The organism is Pseudomonas sp. 2(2015) (assembly GCF_000955865.1).
Lineage (GTDB): Bacteria > Pseudomonadota > Gammaproteobacteria > Pseudomonadales > Pseudomonadaceae > Aquipseudomonas.
This window is the reverse complement of the sequence record NZ_JYOF01000016.1, coordinates 30,114-48,444: the sequence shown is the minus strand read 5'-3', so window position 1 is coordinate 48,444 and position 18,331 is coordinate 30,114. Positions and strand designations below refer to the sequence as shown.

Here is an 18,331-nt window from a genome sequence, read left to right as displayed (position 1 = left end):
TGCCGGGCAGCCCTTATTCTGCGGGCTTGTCCGCCAGTTCCATCCAGCGTGCCAAAACGCCGTAAGCCTCTTCCAGGCCCTGGCGCTTGGGCGCCGAGAACAGCTGGATCGAGACGCTGTCGCCCCAGCCTTTGCGAATTTCCGCCTGCACCTTGAGCAGGGTGTTCTTGGCCGCGCCGAAGGTCAGTTTGTCGGCCTTGGTCAGCAGGATATGCATCGGCATGCCCGAAGCGCGCGACCAGTCGAGCATCATCATGTCGAAGTCGGTCATCGGATGGCGCACGTCCATCATCAAGATCAAGCCCTTCAAGGCCTCGCGGCTGCCCAGGTAGGCCTCCAGGTGGCGCTGCCAGTGCTGCTTGAGCGGGATCGGCACCTTGGCATAACCGTAGCCCGGCAAGTCGACCAAACGCCGTTCATCGTCCAGACTGAAGAAGTTCAACAGCTGGGTGCGCCCCGGGGTTTTCGAGGTGCGCGCCAGGCTGGCGTGGGTCAGGGTGTTCAGGGCACTGGACTTGCCAGCGTTGGAGCGGCCGGCAAAGGCCACTTCATAGCCCTGGTCGGGCGGACACTGGTCGACCTTGGCAGCACTGATGGCGAATTTGGCCTGTTGGCAGAGGCCGAGGATGGGGTTTTTGACTTGCATGGGATATCCGGTGTGGGCGTTGCCAGAGGCGGGCTCGGCAAGCGGTGTCGTTTCCGTTTCAGTAACGGGAGTATATAATGCCCCAGATTTTGTGTGCGCATTATCCCAGCGTAGGAGGATGTGCACGGGGGCATCGGATTCAAGCTTGCGCATTAGAACGCAGTGCAGCCCCCAACCCTGAAAGGTCGTTCGCATGACGAAATGGCTGCTTGTTGTCGGTGTCTTGATACCGTTATTCAGCGCTCAGGCTACACAGGATCCCGAGGCGTTGTACAACCGCACGTGTGCGGCTTGTCACGCCGGGCAGCTGCCACAGGCACCGAAAGCGGGTGATCGTGCGGCTTGGGAGCCAAGACTGGCGAAGGGTATGGAGATACTGGTGGTGCATGTCACCCAGGGTTTCAAGGCTATGCCAATGCGTGGATTGTGCATGGACTGCAGTGCCGAGGACTACCAGGCGATCATCCAGTGGATGAGCCGGAGTCCCGATACATAACTCTTTCACCCTTAGCCGTAGTTGGATTAGCTGATGAACAAACTACTCGTGAGTCTGCTGTTGACCTTGGGCATCACCGGTGCAGCCAATGCCGCAGAGCCTATCAAAGGGGATGCCGCTGCTGGTCAGGCCAAAACTGCTGTATGTGGCGCTTGTCACAATCCGGACGGCAATAGCCTGGCGCCGAACTTCCCGAAACTTGCAGGCCAGGGTGAGAAGTACCTGGAAAAACAATTGCACGACATCAAGTCGGGCAAGCGCACCGTGCTGGAAATGACCGGCATGCTGGCCGCCTTCAGCGACCAGGACCTGGCCGACATCGCCGCCTACTTCTCCAGCCAGAAAGGCAGCGTTGGCGCGGCTGATCCGAAGCTGGTCGAGCGCGGTCGCGCGCTGTTCAATGGCGGCGACGTCGAAAAAGGCCTGCCGGCCTGCACCGGCTGCCATTCGCCTAATGGCGCAGGCATCGCCCTGGCCGGTTTCCCGCACCTGGGTGGCCAGCACTCCAGCTACGTAGCCAAGCAGCTGACCGACTTCCGCGAAGGCAACCGCACCAACGATGGCGACGCCACGACCATGCGCACCATTGCCGCCAAGCTGAGCAACAAGGACATCGAAGCACTGTCCAGCTACATCCAGGGTCTGCATTGATCCGTGCTTTAACGCTGGGTTAATACTGCGGCGCAAAGATGAAAAGGGTGGCTTCGGCCGCCCTTTTTTGTGCCCGCTGCCGTTACACTAACGAACTCGGGCCAGCCTCGGCCTGTCCTACGACCGGTCGCGCCAAGGCGACTCAATAGACTGCTCAGGAGTAAAGCATGCGTAATCTGATTCTCGGCGCCGCGCTGGTCACCGCCAGCCTCTTCGGCATGACTGCCCAGGCCGCCGAACCGGTAGCCTTTGACCAGTATACCGAGCTGAGCAACCCGGTTCCGGTGTCGGTCCCTGGCAAAATCGAGGTGGTCGAGCTGTTCTGGTATGGCTGCCCGCACTGCTACAGCTTCGAGCCAGTGGTCAACCCGTGGGTCGAGAAGCTGCCGAAAGACGTCAACTTCAAGCGCATTCCGGCCATGTTCGGCGGCCCTTGGGATGCTCACGGGCAGATGTTCCTGACTCTCGAAGCCATGGGTGTCGAACACAAGGTTCATGCTGCCGTGTTCGAGGCGATCCAGGTTCAGCGCAAGCGCCTGACCAAGCCGGAAGAGATGGCTGACTTCCTCGAAACCCAAGGCGTTGATCGCGCCAAGTTCCTCGCCACCTTCAACTCTTTTGCCATCAAGGGCCAGGTGAAGCAGGCCAAAGAGCTGGCGAAAAAGTACGGCATCACTGGCGTTCCGAGCATGGTCGTCAACGGCAAGTATCGCTTTGACCTGGGCAGCGCCAAGGGACCGGAAGGCGTGCTGAACGTTGCTGACTACCTCATCGACAAGGAGCGCGCCGCTAAGTAAGCGGCGCCAGCCATGCGCCGCTGGAGAACCGAGCGAGGCGTTGGCCTGTGTGATCCGCAGGTCAATGAACATCACCTGCAGGCTAACGGCCTGCCAGAGGACGGCCGGCTGCGGCTGCTCAGTTTCAACATCCAGGTCGGCATCAGCACCGAGCGTTACCGCCATTACCTGACCCGTGGCTGGCAGCATCTGCTGCCGCACACCGGGCGGGCCGGCAACCTGCAGAAAATCGGCGACCTGCTCGCCGACTTCGACCTGGTTGCCCTGCAAGAGGCCGATGGCGGCAGCCTGCGCTCAGGCTACGTCAATCAGGTCGAGCACCTGGCCCAGCTCGGCGCCTTCCCTTACTGGTACCAGCAGCTCAACCGCAACCTCGGGCGCCTGGCCCAGCACAGCAACGGTGTGCTCAGCCGCCTGAAGCCGCAACTGCTTGAAGACCACCCGCTACCCGGCCCGGCTGGCCGCGGGGCGATCCTGGTGCGTTTCGGCGAGGGTGAAGACGCCCTGGTGGTGGTAATGATGCACCTGGCCCTGGGGTCCAAGACCCGCGCCCGGCAGCTTGCCTACATTCGCGAACTGATCGGCGGCTACCGCCATCAGGTTTTGATGGGCGACATGAACACCCATGCCACCGACCTGCTAGAGCACTCGCCGCTGCGCGACCTCGGCCTGATTGCGCCCCAGGTTCAAGCCACCTTCCCCAGTTGGCGGCCGCAACGCTGCCTTGATCATATTCTGCTCAGCCCGAGCCTGACCCTGGAGCGGGTCGAGGTTCTGGCCCAGCCTATTTCCGATCATCTACCGGTCGCGGTTGAGATTCGTTTGCCTGATGCCCTTGCTGTGGATACGCTGCCCGCTTTGAGCTAATTGCCATTACCCTCTGCGGACCCAGGCATGACCGACGAAGCCCAGCGCTGGAAAGAAAAATACCTCAAGAGTATCGAACAGCAAGAGAAGCTGGAGCGCCGTTGGGAGGCTCGTCTCGACCTGTTGCGCCGTGGCCTTGTGCGCAGCACGCTGGCCGCCGAAGGCAGTGACCGCGCGGTGGACCAGTGCATGAAGGAAATGCGCGAGGTGATCCGCACCGACAACATGGACGCCGCCCTCGCCGGCTTGATCCCGCGCCTGGAAAAGGCCGTGCTCGATTCCGAGCAGCGCCGGGAAACCCGGATCGCCCAGGTCACCACCGCCCTCACCTCACTGGTCAGCCAGTTGCAGACCCTGCCCTTGCCCAGCGACGTCAGCCGGCCGCTGAAAAAGTTCGCCAAGCAGGTCGAGGCCCGCGCCAGCCAGTCGCGCGAGATGCCCCTGCTGCTGGGAGAGCTGAGCGGCCTGCAGGGCCAGGCACTGTCGGCGCTGGAGCGGCCTGAAGAAGCGCAGCGCCCGGGTTTGTTGCAGCGCCTGTTCGGCAATCGCGACGGCGAGCCGGAAGAAGCCCTGCAACCGGCTCTCGCCGTTGCGGTACCGGCGGCTACTGAGGGCAGAGAACAGCCCGTGGCCGTGGCGCCCGAACCCGCCGCTATCGATGTTGATGAGCTGCAGCCCTTGCCGGTTGCTGCAGAGGTCGTTGCCGAGGCGTATGAGACTGCAGCCGTGGAGCCCCAAGCCAGCGCGCAGCCGCAGTTTGAAGGTACATCCGAGCCTGAGCCGGTTGCCGAGCTGCCAATCGAGCCAGCAGCTGAAGTTGAACTGCCAGCGCTACCCGAGCCGGTCACACTGGACTCCGAGCAGGATGTACTGGCCTTGCTCGAGCACAGCCCGGACGAGCCGCAGGCTGACCTGGCAGAAGCAGAGCCGGTAGATGACGAAGAGGCCCAGTACGCCCTGCCCGACGGCACCGAGCCCACCTATAGCTCGGTCGCGGCGCATATCGAAGACACCCTACTCGGCCTGCTCGACGACCTGACCCTGCCCGAACGCCACAAGGCCCAGGCGCAGTCAATGCGCGAGCGCCTGGAGCACGGCCTGAACTGGTACGAGCTGCTGCCGGTGCTGGATGACCTGGCGGTGCTGATGCTGGCAATCAACGACAGCGGCCAGCACGAGTTTGAAGCCTACCTGCAGCAACTCAACGAGCGCCTGGAGTCGTTCCAGAGCCACCTGCACGAAGCCAGCGCAGGCCACGCCGACAACACCTCGGCAGCCCGCGACCTCGACAGCCAGCTGCGCGAGCAGGTCGATGGCCTGCAAAGCAGCGTGCAGGGCGCGGCCGACCTGGGCAGCCTCAAGCACATCCTGGAAAACCGCCTCGAAGGCTTGCTCGGCACCATGGACGAGCACCAGCAGCAGCGTGACCAGCGCGAGCAGGACATGGCCAGCCGTCTGCAAGGCCTGGCCGAGCGGGTGGCGAGCATGGAGCAGGAAGCCCTGGGCTACCGCGAGCACCTTGAAGAGCAGCGCCAGAAAGCCCTGATTGATCCGCTCACCGGGCTGCCCAACCGCGCCGCCTGGTCGGAGCGGGTTGATCAGGAAGTACTGCAATGGCAGGAAAGCGGCGGCCATCTGTTGATGGCGATCCTCGACCTCGACCATTTCAAGCGTATCAACGACAGCTATGGCCACCTGGCCGGTGACAAGGTTTTGAAAATAGTCGCCAGCGTGCTGCGCAAGCGCCTGCGCGGCCAGGATTTCATCGCCCGCTTTGGTGGTGAGGAGTTTGTCCTGCTGATCCCGCAAACCTCGCTGCCAGCTGGCTGTCAGCTGGCGGAAGCTCTGCGGGCAGCCATCGAAGCCTGCCCGTTCCACTTCAAGGGCGAGCGGGTGACCATTACCCTGTCGATCGGCATCAGCGCGTTTCGCAGCGGTGAGCGCAGCGAGGTGGTGCTCAAGCGGGCAGACGAAGCGCTGTACCGGGCGAAACATCTTGGTCGAAATCGCGTCGAACAGGGCTGAGTGGCAAGGGCGAGGATACGTTAAGCTTACGCTTTGCAGACTCTCATCACAGTGCCCTCTTCATGAAAGCGTTTTTCACCGCCCTCCTGCTGCTGACGCTGGCAGGTTGCACCAGCGGTTTGCGGATCGACCGCAGCCATACTTCGGTCAACCAGGACGAACGTATCCAGTTCGTCGTCCTGCATTACACCAATGCTTCGCTGGAGCGTTCGCTGAACTTGCTCACCCACGGCGAAGTCAGCAGCCACTACCTGATCGGCGACTCGCCGGCGACCGTCTACCAGCTGGTGGACGAGAGCCGTCGTGCCTGGCACGCCGGTGACAGCCAGTGGGATGGCCGCACCTGGCTCAACTCCACCTCGATCGGCATCGAGATCGTCAACCCCGGCTATACCGACACGCCGACCGGGCGGGTCTGGCACCCCTACACCGAGGCGCAGGTCCAGGCGCTGATCGTCCTGCTCAAGGACATCGTCAAGCGCAACAACATCAAGCCGCGCTACATCATCGGCCACAGCGACATCGCCCCGCTGCGCAAGCTCGACCCGGGCCCGATGTTCCCCTGGAAGCGTCTGGCGGACGCAGGCCTTGGGGTCTGGCCGAATGCCCAGGCCGTGGCCCAGCAGCAGGCGTACTTCAGCGTCAATCCACCGAGCATCAGCTGGTATCAGCAGCAGTTGAAGCGCTTCGGCTACGCCATCGAGCAAACCGGCGAGAATGATGTCAGCACCAAGCACGTGCTGGCAGCCTTCCAGATGCGCTTTCGCCCGCAGCGTTTCGATGGCGTGCCGGATGCCCAGACGGCGGCCATGTTGCAGGTGCTCAACAGCCGTCGTTGAGCCCCCACCGCCCAACGGGCAGGCTGACTTGACTGGCAGTTGCTATACCTCTTGGTATTCAACTGGATAATTATTGATGTCAGCTGCCCTCTCGGTGTTGCGCCATTTGCTCTATCGTCCCTGGTTACTGGCCACACTCGCGGCTACGGCCAGCGCGATCCTGCTGCTCATGGCCAGCGTCGGTGTGGCCATGCACCAGATGCAGCAAAGCGAAATCGAGCAGATGAACGCCAAGGGCGAGCGCTTTCTGGTGCGCCTGGAGCAGATCTTCGGTCAGTTGCGCGAAGGCGTCGATCAACTGCAGTCGCAACCCGTGCGCGGGTGCGATGCCAGCATGCTGACGGCTTTGCAGCAGGTCGCCTTCAATTATCGCTTCGTCTACGAAGCCGCTTACGTCGATGGTAATGTTGCCTGTTCCAACCGGGTTGGCGAGCGCACCATCAACCCGCTGCGGCCTGCGGATATCCAGGGCCCGACCTATAGCTACTGGCTTAACACTACCACCGAGCCGGATGACAACCTGGCGGCGCTGATGCTGGGCCGGGGCAAGTTCCTGGTCGCCACCTCTCGCGGGCACATCACCGACGTGGTTGACCTGCCGCCCGAAGGCAGCCTGCTGGTGGTGCTCGACAACGGCACACGGGCGGTACCGGTGCTGGGCCCGCCGCAGGTCTGGCCGCCGTCCGCCGATTGGCCGCCGGCCTCAAGTGGTTCGCTGCTGGAGCTCCCGGATCGGCTGATCTACCGCATGCCGACCAAGTCACCGGACTATCAACTGGTGCTGATCGCGCCCAGGGCCAGCATGCCGCTGAAGATGAACGGCATTCTCTGGCTGTTGTTCCCCGGTAGCCTGGTACTGGCCTGGTGCATTGGCTGGCTGGTGTTACAGCTGATTCGCCAACGTCGCTCGATGAGTTCGGAGCTGCAGGGCGCGCTGCGCCGGGGCGAATTGCAGGTGCTTTACCAGCCTATTTTCGAGCTCAACAGCCGCCGCTGTGTCGGAGCCGAAGCACTGGTGCGCTGGCGTCGCTCGGATGGCACGCTAACCAGCCCCGACCTGTTCATCCCGTTGGCGGAGAACACCGGGCAGATCCGCCAGATCACCGATTTCGTCCTGCAGCGGGTGCTCGAGCAACTCGGCCAGTTGCTGCGCGCCAACCGCCAGCTGTACATCTCGGTCAACCTTGCCGCTTGCGATGTGATGGTGCCGAGAATCGGCCGGGTGGCGGCACGCCTGCTGGCCATGCACCACGTGGCGGCCAGCCAGATTGCCTTCGAAGTTACCGAGCGTGGGCTGATCGATGTGGTGGTGGCCCGGGACAACCTGCAGGCCTTGCGCGCGGTCGGGCACCAGGTGTTGATCGATGACTTTGGTACTGGCTACTGCAGCCTGGCCTACCTGCAAACCTTGCCGGTCGACTGCCTGAAGATCGACAAGGCCTTTATCGATGCCCTGGGCCATGACGCAGCCAGCAGCGGCGTGGCCCCGCACATCATCCGCATGGCCCATGCCCTGCAGCTACGGGTGATTGCCGAAGGCATCGAGTACGAAGACCAGGCCCTGCTGCTCAATAGCGAAGGGGTCAATTATGGCCAGGGCTGGTTGTTCGCCCATCCGCTCAATGCACGCCAGTTCATCGAGCTGATCACCCGTGGCCGGCGGCTCGGGCCCCGGCGCATCGACGACGAAGCCTGAGCCGCAGGCGATTCAGACTGGCAAGGCCATATAGAACTGAGTGCCTTGCCCGGGCCGCGAGTACACACCCATGCGCCCGCCGTGCAACTGGACAATCTCCTTGCACAGCGCCAGGCCCAGGCCGGCACCGCCCTTTTTGCGTCCGACCTGGACGAAAGGTTCGAAGATTCTGCCCTGCTGGCCGTAGGCAATGCCCTCGCCGTTGTCTTCGATGCTGATAATCACCCGCTCGGCGTGGCGGCGTGCATGCAAGCGGATGCGCCCGGCGGTTGGCGTATGGCGCACGGCGTTGTCGAGCAGGTTGTCCATGACCCGGTCCAATTGCGCCGGATCGGCCTGGATACGCGGTAGCGGCGCAGTCAGCTCGACCTGCAGCTCGATCTGTTTGTCGTTGGCCGCGGCGGCAAAGCGTTCGCAGGCCCGGCCGAGCAGTTCGTCGATGGCGCAGGGGGTCAGGTCGAGTTTTTGCAGGCCGCTCTGGTAACGAGAGAAGTTCAGCAGGTCGTTGATTAGCTGGTTCAGGCGCTGCATCTCTTCGCCGATGGTGTCGGACAGATCGGCTTCCCGCGAGCCGGGGGCAAACTTCAGACGTTCGCGCAGCAGGCCGAAGGCCATGTGCATGCCGGTCACTGGCGTGCGCAGTTCATGAGACGCGCGCAGGACGAACTCGCTGCGTACCCGTTCGAAGGCACGTTGCTCGGTGACATCGTGCAGCACCATCACCGCGCCGAGGATTTGCCCTTGTGGGTGGCATACCGGCGTCAGGCTGTAGGAAAGCAGCCGGGTTTCTTCATCTATTTCCAGGCTGAGGTCGTCAGGCACGCGGTCGAGGGTGCCGCCGCGCAGTACCAGGCGCAGTTGCTCGTCCAGCTCCGGGCGTTGCAGGGCATCGCCAAGGCCTGTGCCCAGACGCGCATCTTCCCAGCCCAGTTGGCGCTGGGCGACCGGGTTGAGATGCTCCAGATGACCCTGGCGATCGATGATCAGCAGGCCGTCGTCGATACTGTCGAGCACCGCCTGCAAGCGCTGCTGGCCGGCCAGCACTTCGTCGATGTTGGTTGCCTGATGCTTGCGCAAAGCCTCGGCCATCAGGCCAAAGCGGCGGGTCAGCTGGTTCAGCTCCAGGGCGTGGGACACCGGCAGGGTGACCTCGAAGTTACCTTGGCCGATCTGGTCGGCCGCCTTGGCCAATGCTTCGATCGGCTGGCCGACCCGGCGGGCGATACCATGGGCGGTGACAAAACCGAGAATCAATACTGTCAGGCCCACCAGGCCGAGCAAACCGCCAATCAGCAGGGCGCGGTCATGGGCTTTCTGCTCGCTTTCATTAATGTGCTGCAAAGCGCGCTTGTGCGATTCGACCAGGTCGCTGCGCAACAGGTTGAAGGCATGGCCCAGGGGCTGGTCGGCGCCCAGGCTTTTCGAGGTGGCAGCACTGTTGCGGTAAGCCTGCAAAAAGGCCTGGTAGTCGAGGTTGGCCTTGGCAAAACCCTGGTCGCCCGGGCTTTCGTCGTCATGGTTGATGCCTTCGTCCAGTAGTTGCTGGAACTGGCGTTGCAAGGTTTCGAGGGCCGGCTTGTCCGGGGCGTCATCCAGCAGCAGGGTCAACTGCTCGCCCAGGTTCTGCCGCAGCTTCAGGCCCAGGTCGAGGGTTATCGAGTTTTCCCGCACCAGCGCCTGTTGCGCGCTGGCCATCTGCAGCACGCTGACCAGGCCCAGCAGCAAGCCGAACAGGGCGACGGTGATCAGCGCCGAAATGCTGAGGAAAAGCCGCGTGCGCAGCTTCATCGCCAGTTTCATAAGTTGTACTGCTTGCGCTTGCGGTACAGGGTCGAGGCGTCGATACCGAGGGTCTTGGCGGCCTGGTCGAGGGTTTCGCTGGTGGCCAGTACCGCACCGATATGGGCGCGTTCCAGTTCATCCAGGCTCAGCGCCGCGCCAATGCGCGGAGCATTGCTGGCCGGTTGTTCGGCCATGCCCAGGTGGCTGATTTCGACGCGCTCCTGGGCACAGATGATGCTCGCCCGCTCGACCACGTTGCGCAGTTCGCGGATGTTGCCCGGCCAGCGGTAGTTGAGCAGCGCGGCGCGGGCCTCCTCGCTGAAGGCGCGGGCCGGGCGCGAGTATTCCTTGACGAAGCGGGCAAGGAAGCGATCGGCCAGGGTGAGGATATCTTCACTGCGCTCGCGCAGGGGCGGCAGGTGCAGGGTGATGACGTTCAGGCGGTACAGCAGGTCTTCGCGAAAGCGCCCTTCGCGGACCATGTCCTCGAGGTTGAGGTTGGTCGCGGCCAGAATCCGCACATCGGCGCGGCGGGTCACCGGGTCGCCGACGCGCTCGTATTCCTTGTCCTGGATAAAGCGCAGCAGCTTGGGCTGCAGGGTCAGCGGGAAATCGCCGATTTCATCGAGGAACAAGGTCCCGCCGTCAGCCTGGTTGACCCGCCCCAGGGTGCTTTCGCTGGCACCGGTAAAGGCCCCGCGGCTGTGGCCGAACAGCTCGCTTTCCATCAGCTCGGCCGTCAGCGACGGGCAGTTGATGGTCACGCAGGCCTTGCGCGCTCGCTTGCTCCAGCCGTGGATGGCGCGAGCCAGTTCGCCTTTACCGGTGCCGGACTCACCAAGAATGAGGATGTTTGCGTCGGTGGTGGCAACCTGGCGAGCGGTTTCCAGCACCACCATCATGGCCGGGCTGTGTGAGTCGAGGCCGTCCTTGGGCTTACGCACTTCGCCTTCCAGCGCTTCGAGGCGCGCCGACAACTGACGGACTTCCAGTTGCTTGGCCGTGGCCAGGCGCAACTGGTCCGGGCTGCAGGGCTTGACCAGGTAATCGGCGGCGCCGGCCTGGATCGCATCCACCGCCGTGTCGACCGCCGAATGCGCGGTGACGATCACCACGCGCATCCATGGCGCCTGGATACGCATCTGCGCCAAAACATCCAGGCCGTTGTCTTCGCCCAGGCGCAGGTCGAGGAAACACAAGTCGAAGACTTGCCGTTGCAGCAGGGTTTCGGCCTGCGCCGCGCTGTTGGCGGTGGCAACGCTGTAGCCTTCATCTTCAAGACAGTAACGAAAGGTTCGCAGGATGGCGGACTCATCGTCGACCAGCAGAATACGGCCTTGATGTTCCTGGGCTGACTCCATTTCCTACGCTCCTTTGAGAATGATCTAGGTTAGTGTCGGAAAAATCGGGCAAGTTGCATGGTTCATTCTGATTCATTCCGTTGCCTGCATGGTAGCCGTTCGCCCAACACTTATCTAACTCACTGAAAAATCAGCAGTTGTTTATCCGCAAGGAACTGGCACGAGTACTGCGAAGACAAAAGACTCTGAGCCCTCGGAGGTTTTCTCATGTTCGCGCCCTATCCGTTGGCAGTCGCCACTGCCCTGTTCCTGCTGCTGCCGATGGCCAGCAGCGCCGCCGAATCACCGGCTTCCAGCGTGCAGCAGGCGCGCCAGGAAGGCGCCTTGCAAACCGCCCTGGCGCTCAACCGCTTGCTCAACCCATACAAGATCGAGGTCAGGGTCGAGGGCAGTACGGCGCATTTGCGCGGCGAGGTTGAGAACCAGGTCGAGCGCCAGCTGGCCGAAGCCGTTGCTCTGGCCACCCGCGGCATCGAAGCGGTGCAGAACGACCTCAAGGTCAATGCCGAACTGGTCGAGCAACCTTTGGAGCGGCGCGCCTATGCCCAGCGCCTGGAAGACGCGACCCTCGCCTCGATCATTCGCGCGCGTCTGCTGTGGAGCACCCACACCCAGGCAGCACCTATAGAAGTCGACAGCCGTGAGGGCGTGGTGACCCTGCGCGGCCAGGTCAGTAGCGCCGAAGCCAAAGAGCTGGCGGGAGTACTGGCCAGCTCCACCGAGGGCGTTTACCTGGTCAACAACCTCATCAGCCTGAGTGCGGCCGATCTGGCCAGGCAGCGTGAAGAGCGCCAGCAACAGGTGACCGAACCGCAGCTCAGCGACGCCTGGATCAATGCCAAGGTGCAGACCAGCTTCATGTACAGCCGCAACCTCGATGGCCCGAACATCAAAGTGGCGACCCAGGATGGCGTGGTGCGGTTGTCCGGCGAGGTGGTCAGCAGCGAACAGAAGACCATCGCCATCGAGGTCGCCCGGCAGATTCGCGGCGTGCGCGGGGTGGATGCCGACATGCTCAAGGTAGCAACCAAGGTGCAGGGCTGATCATGCAAAACGCACGAACGCTTGAGCCCGATCGTGCAGGATACGTTTTAGGCTGAACCGATGTATGTACATAAGTTGTTGATTTATAAGGATAAAAAATAGTTCCAAAGGCTGGCATGCAGGCTGCAATGACTACATCAAGTCAACAATAAAAGCAGCAGGAGGAGCACGGCATGAACCGCCAAACCGCCACCCTAGTGCAGGTTTCTTCGCTTCAGATGCGCCAGGGTCTGTTTTTCAGCCTGGCGCTGCTGCTGACCCTGATTGCCGGCCAGCTCTACAACAGCTGGGAAACCGCGCGCAGTGCCGAGCAGCTGGCTGCCCAGGCCGCGCTGGTGGCGCAGGTTCAGGCACAACGCCCGGTAGCTGCGCTGCAGGCCAGGGTCGCACTGTCTACGCCGGTGACCACTCCTGCCGTTGTCGACACTGCTGCACCACGTGATCGCTGGGTGTTTTAACCGAGCACCCAAGGACCTCTTCCAAAAACGGTAAGGAGAATCACCATGTTGAGTTGGGCCATCACCTTCCTGATTATCGCCATTGTCGCTGCCGTGCTGGGCTTCGGTGGTATCGCCGGCGCCGCTACCGGTATCGCGAAGATTCTGTTCATTATCTTCCTGGTGCTGTTCGTGGTGTCCTTCTTCTTTGGTCGCCGCGGTAGGGGCTGAGTATGAGCACAACGCTAGGCAGAGCCCTGGTTGCCGCCCTGATCATGGGCGGCAGCGCAGCGGCAATGGCGGCCAATGACGGCCAGGTCCGGGCCAACCAGATTCTTGGCTCGGACCCCGAATACCGGGAAACCTGGCAGGACGTGGTCAAAAACGAAGAACGCTTGCCCGAATGGGTCCTTAACCTGAGTGGTACTTCCGAGCAACAGATGTCGGCGGTTGAGGAAGATGGCGACAAGTATCTGGTCGGACCGTTGTGCGAATCCGAGCAGAAGTGCCTGAACAAGCGTCTGATTGTCGCCTTCAGTTGGGACAAGGACGAAGCCTACGGAATGCTGGTAGAAGTGCCCGAAGGCCTGCCGTCCGACAAGTCGCCCACACGCCACGCCGACTACCGTTGGCTGGGCAAGCCGGACGAAGGCATGCAGGCCCTGCTCAAGGAGCAGCTCAAACGTGATCCGAACTGGTACTGAGGTGTTGCTCACACTTCTGTACATATATAGAAGCTGAACCTTTTTTCATTTCAGGCTTCTATGCTGCGCCGCCCGAGGAAGGCAGGCGCATGACCAGGGGGCCGGGCTGCTCTGATTGTTTCAGGATCGGAGGGGCCTAGGGGTACAGGGAGTACCTCCGATGAGGGCCGGGTCAGGTGAAGCGGTAGCGGAAGTTGCGGGTCGGACAACTGCCTTCAGGCAGAGGTGTCCGACCGGACTTCCGTAGCGCTCTTTACGGCGATCGCTTTTTCCCCCGCAACAAATTCGTTTTTCCTACCGAAGCTGTCGACGCATATTTTTGCCCGACCGTACATCGATATTTTTTCGCCCCGCCGTCCTGGCAAAGTCGCTGCGATTTCACCCATTCGGATTGTCGAACAACGCCCTTTGTCACTCGGGCGCATACCTCTATATCGGCCGGATTATGGCGCTTTGGCCATCGTCGGATTTCCGAACGGTAGGCGAATAACCCATTGTGACGTACGTTTTGGCCGATAAACCTCATGCCGATTCGGCATGGGGTAGTCGTTTACGGCATTAGACGGAGCCCCCCCACGTGGGAATAGTTGCGCCTTTTTTCGCTGGCCTGAGCGTTCCTACGCTCGCTTGCGGTGACCTTTTACGGTGCCATCGGTAGATAACAAGAAACGATACGGATTGCTGGCAACAGCTCTGGGTCGCGGTTATCAGCCTGGTGGCCGTTTCCACTTGAAGAAAAGGTAACGACATGAAGAAGGCAAAGCTAAGCCTCGCCTGGCAGATCCTCATCGGTCTGGTACTGGGGATTGCAATCGGCGCTTTACTGAACCATTTCAGTGCAGAAAAGGCATGGTGGATCAGTAACGTCCTGCAACCTGCCGGTGACATCTTCATTCGCCTGATCAAGATGATCGTCATCCCGATCGTGATTTCGTCGCTGATCGTGGGTATCGCCGGGGTTGGCGATGCGAAAAAACTCGGCAGTATCGGCCTCAAGACCATTATCTACTTCGAGGTGGTGACCACCATCGCCATCGTCGTCGGCCTGGTCCTGGCCAACCTGTTCCACCCGGGCGCCGGCATCGACATGAGTACCCTGGGTACCGTCGATATCTCCAAGTACCAGGCCACGGCGGCCGAGGTTCAGCATGAGCATGCGTTCATCGAAACCATCCTCAACCTGATCCCGTCGAACATCTTCGCAGCGCTGATGCGCGGTGAGATGCTGCCGATCATCTTCTTCTCGGTGCTGTTCGGCCTGGGCCTGTCGAGCCTGCAGGCAGACATCCGCGACCCGCTGGTGAAAACCTTCCAGGGCGTCTCCGAAGCCATGTTCAAGGTCACTCACATGATCATGAACTACGCGCCAATCGGTGTGTTCGCGCTGATCGCGGTGACCGTCGCCAACTTCGGCTTCGCCTCGCTGCTGCCGCTGGCCAAGCTGGTGCTGCTGGTGTACTTCGCCATCGCCTTCTTCGCCTTCATGGTCCTTGGCCTGATCGCCCGCCTGTTCGGCTTCTCGGTGATCAAGCTGATGCGCATCTTCAAGGACGAACTGGTCCTGGCCTACTCCACCGCCAGCTCCGAGACCGTGCTGCCGCGCGTGATCGAGAAGATGGAAGCCTACGGTGCGCCGAAAGCCATCTGCAGCTTCGTGGTACCGACCGGCTACTCGTTCAACCTTGACGGTTCGACCCTGTACCAGAGCATCGCGGCGATCTTCATCGCCCAGCTGTACGGCATCGACCTGTCGCTGAGCCAGCAGTTGCTGCTGGTGCTGACCCTGATGGTTACCTCCAAAGGCATCGCCGGTGTACCGGGCGTGTCCTTCGTGGTCCTGCTGGCCACCCTGGGCAGCGTCGGTATCCCGCTGGAAGGCCTGGCCTTCATCGCCGGTGTCGACCGCATCATGGACATGGCCCGTACTGCCCTGAACGTAATCGGCAACGCCCTGGCGGTTCTGGTTATCGCTCGTTGGGAAGGCATGTACGACGATGCCAAGGGCCAGCGCTACTGGAACTCGCTGCCGCACTGGCGCAGCAAGGAAGCCGTACCGGCTGGCAAGCCTGCCAGCAAGTAAGCGCTAACCTGGCTGTACGAAAAGCCCCGACCTGGTCGGGGCTTTTTTGTTGGCTACATCGGGAGTAACTCGACGTTTATGGCGCGAAGCCAACCCGGCCCGCTATCATTTGCGCCATCTTTGGGGGGAACAACGGATGCTCAACGGCCTTTGGCTTGGTTTTTTCATTGTCGCGGCCATTTCGGCCATGGCCCAATGGCTGGTGGGCGGTAACGCCGGGATCTTCGCGGCAATGGTCGAAAGCATCTTTGCCATGGCCAAGCTTTCGGTCGAGGTCATGGTCCTGCTGTTCGGCACCCTGACGCTGTGGCTGGGCTTTTTGAAGATTGCCGAAAAAGCCGGCATCGTCGAATGGCTGGCCAAGGTCCTCGGCCCGCTGTTTGCCCGGTTGATGCCGGAAGTCCCGCCCGGCCACCCGGCCCTGGGCCTGATCACCCTCAACTTCGCCGCCAACGGCCTGGGCCTGGACAACGCCGCCACGCCTATCGGCCTCAAGGCCATGCGTGCGCTGCAGGAGCTCAACCCCAGCTCGACCACGGCCAGCAACGCGCAGATCCTCTTTCTGGTGCTCAACGCCTCGTCGCTGACCCTGCTGCCGGTGACCATCTTCATGTACCGCGCCCAGCAGGGGGCGATGGACCCGACCCTGGTGTTCCTGCCGATCCTGCTCGCCACCAGCGCCTCGACCCTGGTCGGCCTGCTGTCGGTGGCGGTAATGCAGCGCCTGCGCCTGTGGGACCCGGTGGTGCTGGCGTACCTGATTCCCGGTGCGTTGCTGCTGGGCGGTTTCATGGCGTTTCTCGGCACCCTGTCGGCTACCGCGCTGGCGGGGCTGTCGTCGATTCTCGGCAACCTGACCCTGTTCGGCCTGATCATCCTGTTTTTGGTGGTCGGCGCGCTGAAGCGGGTGAAGGTCTATGAAACCTTCGTGGAAGGCGCCAAGGAGGGCTTTGACGTCGCCAAAAGCCTGTTGCCCTACCTGGTTGCCATGCTCTGCGCCGTCGGCGTGCTGCGCGCCTCAGGGGCCCTGGAGCTGGCTCTGGATGGTATCCGTCATGCAGTCGCGTGGCTGGGCTGGGACACGCGCTTTGTCGAGGGCCTGCCCACCGCGCTGGTCAAGCCGTTTTCCGGCAGTGCGGCGCGAGCAATGCTGATCGAAACCATGCAGACCCACGGCGTCGACAGCTTCCCGGCCCTGGTGGCAGCGACCATCCAGGGCAGCACCGAAACCACTTTCTATGTGCTGGCGGTGTATTTCGGCGCCGTCGGCATCCAGCGCGCCCGCCATGCGGTGGGTTGTGCGCTGCTGGCCGAGCTGTCCGGGGTGATCGCGGCGATCTTCGTCTGCTACTGGTTCTTCGCCTGAAGCTGAGCGGCCTGGTTTACCGTCCAGTCGACCAGTTGCTTCATCAACTGGTCGCTGGCTGAGCCGAAGCCGCTGACTACCGCGGCTACCTGCTTGTCGCTCAACGGCTGGCGTACTTCGAAGCGCTGGCTGGCAAGGATGCGCTGGCTACGGCCCTGCACCAGGCGGGCGTCGTAGCGGATCACCACGGCCAGGCCGTCGGCGCTGTACTCGCTCTGGAAGGCCTGCAGTTCGCCGGCAATTTCATAATCGCTTTGCAGGTTGCTGTCGTCGGCGCTCAGGCGCTGCACGCGGCCGTCACGCTGGAAGGCATCGAGCATGCGGTTGCGCAGCAACTTCGGCGCCGGGTCGCTCCAGCGCGCGCCCTTGTAGCTACTGATCAGGTTGCCCTGCGGCACCACGGCGATGCGCGGGCTGTTCAGGGCATCACTGGCGATTGGCTTGTTGATCCGCAGCGACCACGGCGCGCTTTGTGTCAGCGAGCGGGTGCTTTGCGCCGAAGGCAGGCGATAAACATCGGCAGGCTCGGCCTGCGGCAGGATCGAGCAGGCGCTGCCCAGGCTCAGTGCAGTGGCCAGGGCCAGGTAGCGACAGGTACGGCTCATGGCTCGAACTCCTTGTTTTTGTCACGGCCCAGCAGGTAGCCGCTGGGGTTGGCTTCCAGGCGCTGGGAAATGCCCTTGAGCGAGGTCAGGGTGTCGCGTAGCTCGCGGATGGCCGGCGCCAGCTGGTTGAAGCCCTGGGCGCCGCCATCGATGGCTTCGCGGTTGTCATTGAGCAGCTTGTTGATGGTTTCGGTGCTTTGCGCCAGCGACTGCATGGCTTGTTCGGCACTGCCGAACATCTGCTTGCCCTGGCTGCTGAGCAGGCCATTGGCGTTGCGCATCAGTTCGCTGGTCTGTTCGAGCATGGCGCCAGCCTGCTTGCCGACCTGGGCCAGTTGCTGGATACCCTCGCGGATGTCACCACGCTGGTCGTTGAAGGCGCCGGTGGTCTGTTCAAGGTTGCTCAGGGTGTTGCTCAGGCGGGTGACGTTGTCTTCGGAGAACAGCTGGTTGGCGTTGTGCACCAGGGCGTTGATGTTGGTCATCAGGTCGCTGCTGTCGTCCAGCAGGCGGGCAATCGGCGACGGTGAGGCGACGATCACTGGCAACTTGCCGTCCTTGCCCTTGAGCTCCGGGCTTTGCGGCGTGCCGCCACTGAGCTGGATGAACGAGGTGCCGGTGATGCCGGTCAGGGTCAGCTTGGCCAGGGTGTCTTCCTTGACCGGCGTATCGGCGCTCAGGCGCACCTGGGCCAGGACCCGGCGCGGGTCGTTGGGGTCCAGGCGCAGGCTGGTGACGTCGCCAACCTTGATACCGCTGTACTGCACCGAGCTGCCCCGGGACAAACCGGACACGGCCTCGTTGAACACTACTTGGTAGTCCTTGAAGGTGCTGTCGACACTCGACTTGGTCAGCCACAGGCCGAACAGCATGGCGCCGGCCACCACCAGCACGGTGACCAGGCCGATCAGGACATGATGTGCACGGGTTTCCAT

General features: G+C 62.2%; 18 protein-coding genes. 13 read left to right on the top strand and 5 right to left on the bottom strand.

All coding sequences use genetic code 11. The features are described 5' to 3' along the window. Positions 1-13: 13 nt before the first annotated feature. Positions 14-646 (bottom strand): ribosome biogenesis GTP-binding protein YihA/YsxC, encoded by a 633-nt coding sequence (gene yihA / locus UB48_RS21185; RefSeq protein WP_045200667.1) that lies wholly within the window; start codon positions 644-646, stop codon positions 14-16. Between the two features lie 193 nt (positions 647-839). Here yihA and UB48_RS21180 point away from each other — a divergent pair, with 193 nt between their 5' ends. From UB48_RS21180 to UB48_RS21150, 7 genes are all read left to right on the top strand, one after another. Then, on the top strand, positions 840-1,142 hold the full coding sequence (locus tag UB48_RS21180; protein ID WP_045200664.1) for a cytochrome c5 family protein: 303 nt from the start codon (positions 840-842) through the stop codon (positions 1,140-1,142). A 33-nt stretch (positions 1,143-1,175) separates the two neighbouring features. After that, the gene (locus UB48_RS21175; protein ID WP_045200661.1) at positions 1,176-1,793 is read left to right on the top strand and encodes a cytochrome c; all 618 of its coding nucleotides are present in this window, start codon (positions 1,176-1,178) and stop codon (positions 1,791-1,793) included. A 167-nt stretch (positions 1,794-1,960) separates the two neighbouring features. Further along, on the top strand, positions 1,961-2,590 hold the full coding sequence (dsbA, locus tag UB48_RS21170; RefSeq protein ID WP_045200659.1) for a thiol:disulfide interchange protein DsbA: 630 nt from the start codon (positions 1,961-1,963) through the stop codon (positions 2,588-2,590). 12 nt (positions 2,591-2,602) lie between these two features. Next, the gene (locus tag UB48_RS21165) at positions 2,603-3,457 is read left to right on the top strand and encodes an endonuclease/exonuclease/phosphatase family protein (protein ID WP_045200657.1); all 855 of its coding nucleotides are present in this window, start codon (positions 2,603-2,605) and stop codon (positions 3,455-3,457) included. 27 nt (positions 3,458-3,484) lie between these two features. Next, positions 3,485-5,482: a diguanylate cyclase gene (locus UB48_RS21160; protein ID WP_045200655.1), complete on the top strand. Its 1,998-nt coding sequence runs from the start codon at positions 3,485-3,487 to the stop codon at positions 5,480-5,482. A 62-nt stretch (positions 5,483-5,544) separates the two neighbouring features. Further along, entirely contained in the window at positions 5,545-6,321 is a 777-nt protein-coding gene (locus UB48_RS21155; RefSeq protein WP_045200653.1) for an N-acetylmuramoyl-L-alanine amidase, read from the top strand. A 76-nt stretch (positions 6,322-6,397) separates the two neighbouring features. Further along, positions 6,398-8,017, top strand: coding sequence for an EAL domain-containing protein (locus UB48_RS21150; RefSeq protein ID WP_045200651.1), 1,620 nt, complete (start codon positions 6,398-6,400; stop codon positions 8,015-8,017). Between the two features lie 12 nt (positions 8,018-8,029). On the opposite strand, the gene UB48_RS21145 is transcribed toward UB48_RS21150, so the two are convergent. Together UB48_RS21145 and algB are read right to left on the bottom strand one after the other, a co-directional pair. Beyond that, entirely contained in the window at positions 8,030-9,817 is a 1,788-nt protein-coding gene (locus UB48_RS21145; protein ID WP_045200649.1) for a KinB sensor domain-containing domain, read from the bottom strand. After that, positions 9,814-11,160 (bottom strand): sigma-54-dependent response regulator transcription factor AlgB, encoded by a 1,347-nt coding sequence (gene algB / locus UB48_RS21140; protein ID WP_045200647.1) that lies wholly within the window; start codon positions 11,158-11,160, stop codon positions 9,814-9,816. Before algB ends, UB48_RS21145 begins: the two co-directional genes overlap by 4 nt. Positions 11,161-11,421: 261 nt before the next feature. On the opposite strand from algB, the gene UB48_RS21135 reads away from it, so the two are divergent. The 6 genes from UB48_RS21135 to UB48_RS21110 all read left to right on the top strand — a co-directional run bounded on the left by UB48_RS21135 (position 11,422) and on the right by UB48_RS21110 (position 16,791). Next, entirely contained in the window at positions 11,422-12,204 is a 783-nt protein-coding gene (locus UB48_RS21135) for a BON domain-containing protein (RefSeq protein ID WP_230090939.1), read from the top strand. A 173-nt stretch (positions 12,205-12,377) separates the two neighbouring features. Beyond that, positions 12,378-12,662 carry a hypothetical protein gene (locus UB48_RS21130; RefSeq protein WP_045200643.1) on the top strand — a complete coding sequence of 95 codons (285 nt, stop codon included), beginning with the start codon at positions 12,378-12,380 and terminating at the stop codon, positions 12,660-12,662. 45 nt (positions 12,663-12,707) lie between these two features. Further along, entirely contained in the window at positions 12,708-12,872 is a 165-nt protein-coding gene (locus UB48_RS27435; RefSeq protein ID WP_010222609.1) for a DUF1328 domain-containing protein, read from the top strand. Between the two features lie 2 nt (positions 12,873-12,874). Beyond that, entirely contained in the window at positions 12,875-13,345 is a 471-nt protein-coding gene (locus UB48_RS21120) for an inhibitor of vertebrate lysozyme family protein (RefSeq protein WP_045200641.1), read from the top strand. Positions 13,346-14,093: 748 nt separating this feature from the next. Then, positions 14,094-15,425 carry a glutamate/aspartate:proton symporter GltP gene (gene gltP, locus UB48_RS21115; RefSeq protein WP_038997805.1) on the top strand — a complete coding sequence of 444 codons (1,332 nt, stop codon included), beginning with the start codon at positions 14,094-14,096 and terminating at the stop codon, positions 15,423-15,425. A 136-nt stretch (positions 15,426-15,561) separates the two neighbouring features. Continuing rightward, complete coding sequence (locus UB48_RS21110; RefSeq protein WP_045200636.1) at positions 15,562-16,791, top strand: nucleoside recognition domain-containing protein; 1,230 nt, start codon at positions 15,562-15,564, stop codon at positions 16,789-16,791. Here UB48_RS21110 and UB48_RS21105 read toward each other — a convergent pair. Together UB48_RS21105 and UB48_RS21100 are read right to left on the bottom strand one after the other, a co-directional pair. Continuing rightward, positions 16,773-17,396: an ABC-type transport auxiliary lipoprotein family protein gene (locus tag UB48_RS21105; RefSeq protein WP_045200634.1), complete on the bottom strand. Its 624-nt coding sequence runs from the start codon at positions 17,394-17,396 to the stop codon at positions 16,773-16,775. The genes UB48_RS21110 and UB48_RS21105 overlap by 19 nt on opposite strands. Next, positions 17,393-18,331, bottom strand: a complete 939-nt coding sequence (locus UB48_RS21100; protein ID WP_045200632.1) for an MlaD family protein — start codon at positions 18,329-18,331, stop codon at positions 17,393-17,395. The genes UB48_RS21105 and UB48_RS21100 overlap by 4 nt, the downstream gene beginning before the upstream one ends.

Bases quoted from the DNA above. Each gene is read 5' to 3' on its own strand.
- UB48_RS21105 (WP_045200634.1), bottom strand. From the start codon at position 17,396: ATGAGCCGTACCTGTCGCTACCTGGCCCTGGCCACTGCACTGAGCCTG.
- UB48_RS21100 (WP_045200632.1), bottom strand. From the start codon at position 18,331: ATGGAAACCCGTGCACATCATGTCCTGATCGGCCTGGTCACCGTGCTG.
- UB48_RS21155 (WP_045200653.1), top strand. From the start codon at position 5,545: ATGAAAGCGTTTTTCACCGCCCTCCTGCTGCTGACGCTGGCAGGTTGC.
- UB48_RS21150 (WP_045200651.1), top strand. From the start codon at position 6,398: ATGTCAGCTGCCCTCTCGGTGTTGCGCCATTTGCTCTATCGTCCCTGG.
- yihA (WP_045200667.1), bottom strand. From the start codon at position 646: ATGCAAGTCAAAAACCCCATCCTCGGCCTCTGCCAACAGGCCAAATTC.
- UB48_RS21175 (WP_045200661.1), top strand. From the start codon at position 1,176: ATGAACAAACTACTCGTGAGTCTGCTGTTGACCTTGGGCATCACCGGT.
- gltP (WP_038997805.1), top strand. From the start codon at position 14,094: ATGAAGAAGGCAAAGCTAAGCCTCGCCTGGCAGATCCTCATCGGTCTG.
- algB (WP_045200647.1), bottom strand. From the start codon at position 11,160: ATGGAGTCAGCCCAGGAACATCAAGGCCGTATTCTGCTGGTCGACGAT.
- UB48_RS21135 (WP_230090939.1), top strand. From the start codon at position 11,422: ATGGCCAGCAGCGCCGCCGAATCACCGGCTTCCAGCGTGCAGCAGGCG.
- UB48_RS27435 (WP_010222609.1), top strand. From the start codon at position 12,708: ATGTTGAGTTGGGCCATCACCTTCCTGATTATCGCCATTGTCGCTGCC.
- UB48_RS21120 (WP_045200641.1), top strand. From the start codon at position 12,875: ATGAGCACAACGCTAGGCAGAGCCCTGGTTGCCGCCCTGATCATGGGC.
- UB48_RS21130 (WP_045200643.1), top strand. From the start codon at position 12,378: ATGAACCGCCAAACCGCCACCCTAGTGCAGGTTTCTTCGCTTCAGATG.
- UB48_RS21165 (WP_045200657.1), top strand. From the start codon at position 2,603: ATGCGCCGCTGGAGAACCGAGCGAGGCGTTGGCCTGTGTGATCCGCAG.
- dsbA (WP_045200659.1), top strand. From the start codon at position 1,961: ATGCGTAATCTGATTCTCGGCGCCGCGCTGGTCACCGCCAGCCTCTTC.
- UB48_RS21180 (WP_045200664.1), top strand. From the start codon at position 840: ATGACGAAATGGCTGCTTGTTGTCGGTGTCTTGATACCGTTATTCAGC.
- UB48_RS21110 (WP_045200636.1), top strand. From the start codon at position 15,562: ATGCTCAACGGCCTTTGGCTTGGTTTTTTCATTGTCGCGGCCATTTCG.
- UB48_RS21160 (WP_045200655.1), top strand. From the start codon at position 3,485: ATGACCGACGAAGCCCAGCGCTGGAAAGAAAAATACCTCAAGAGTATC.
- UB48_RS21145 (WP_045200649.1), bottom strand. From the start codon at position 9,817: ATGAAACTGGCGATGAAGCTGCGCACGCGGCTTTTCCTCAGCATTTCG.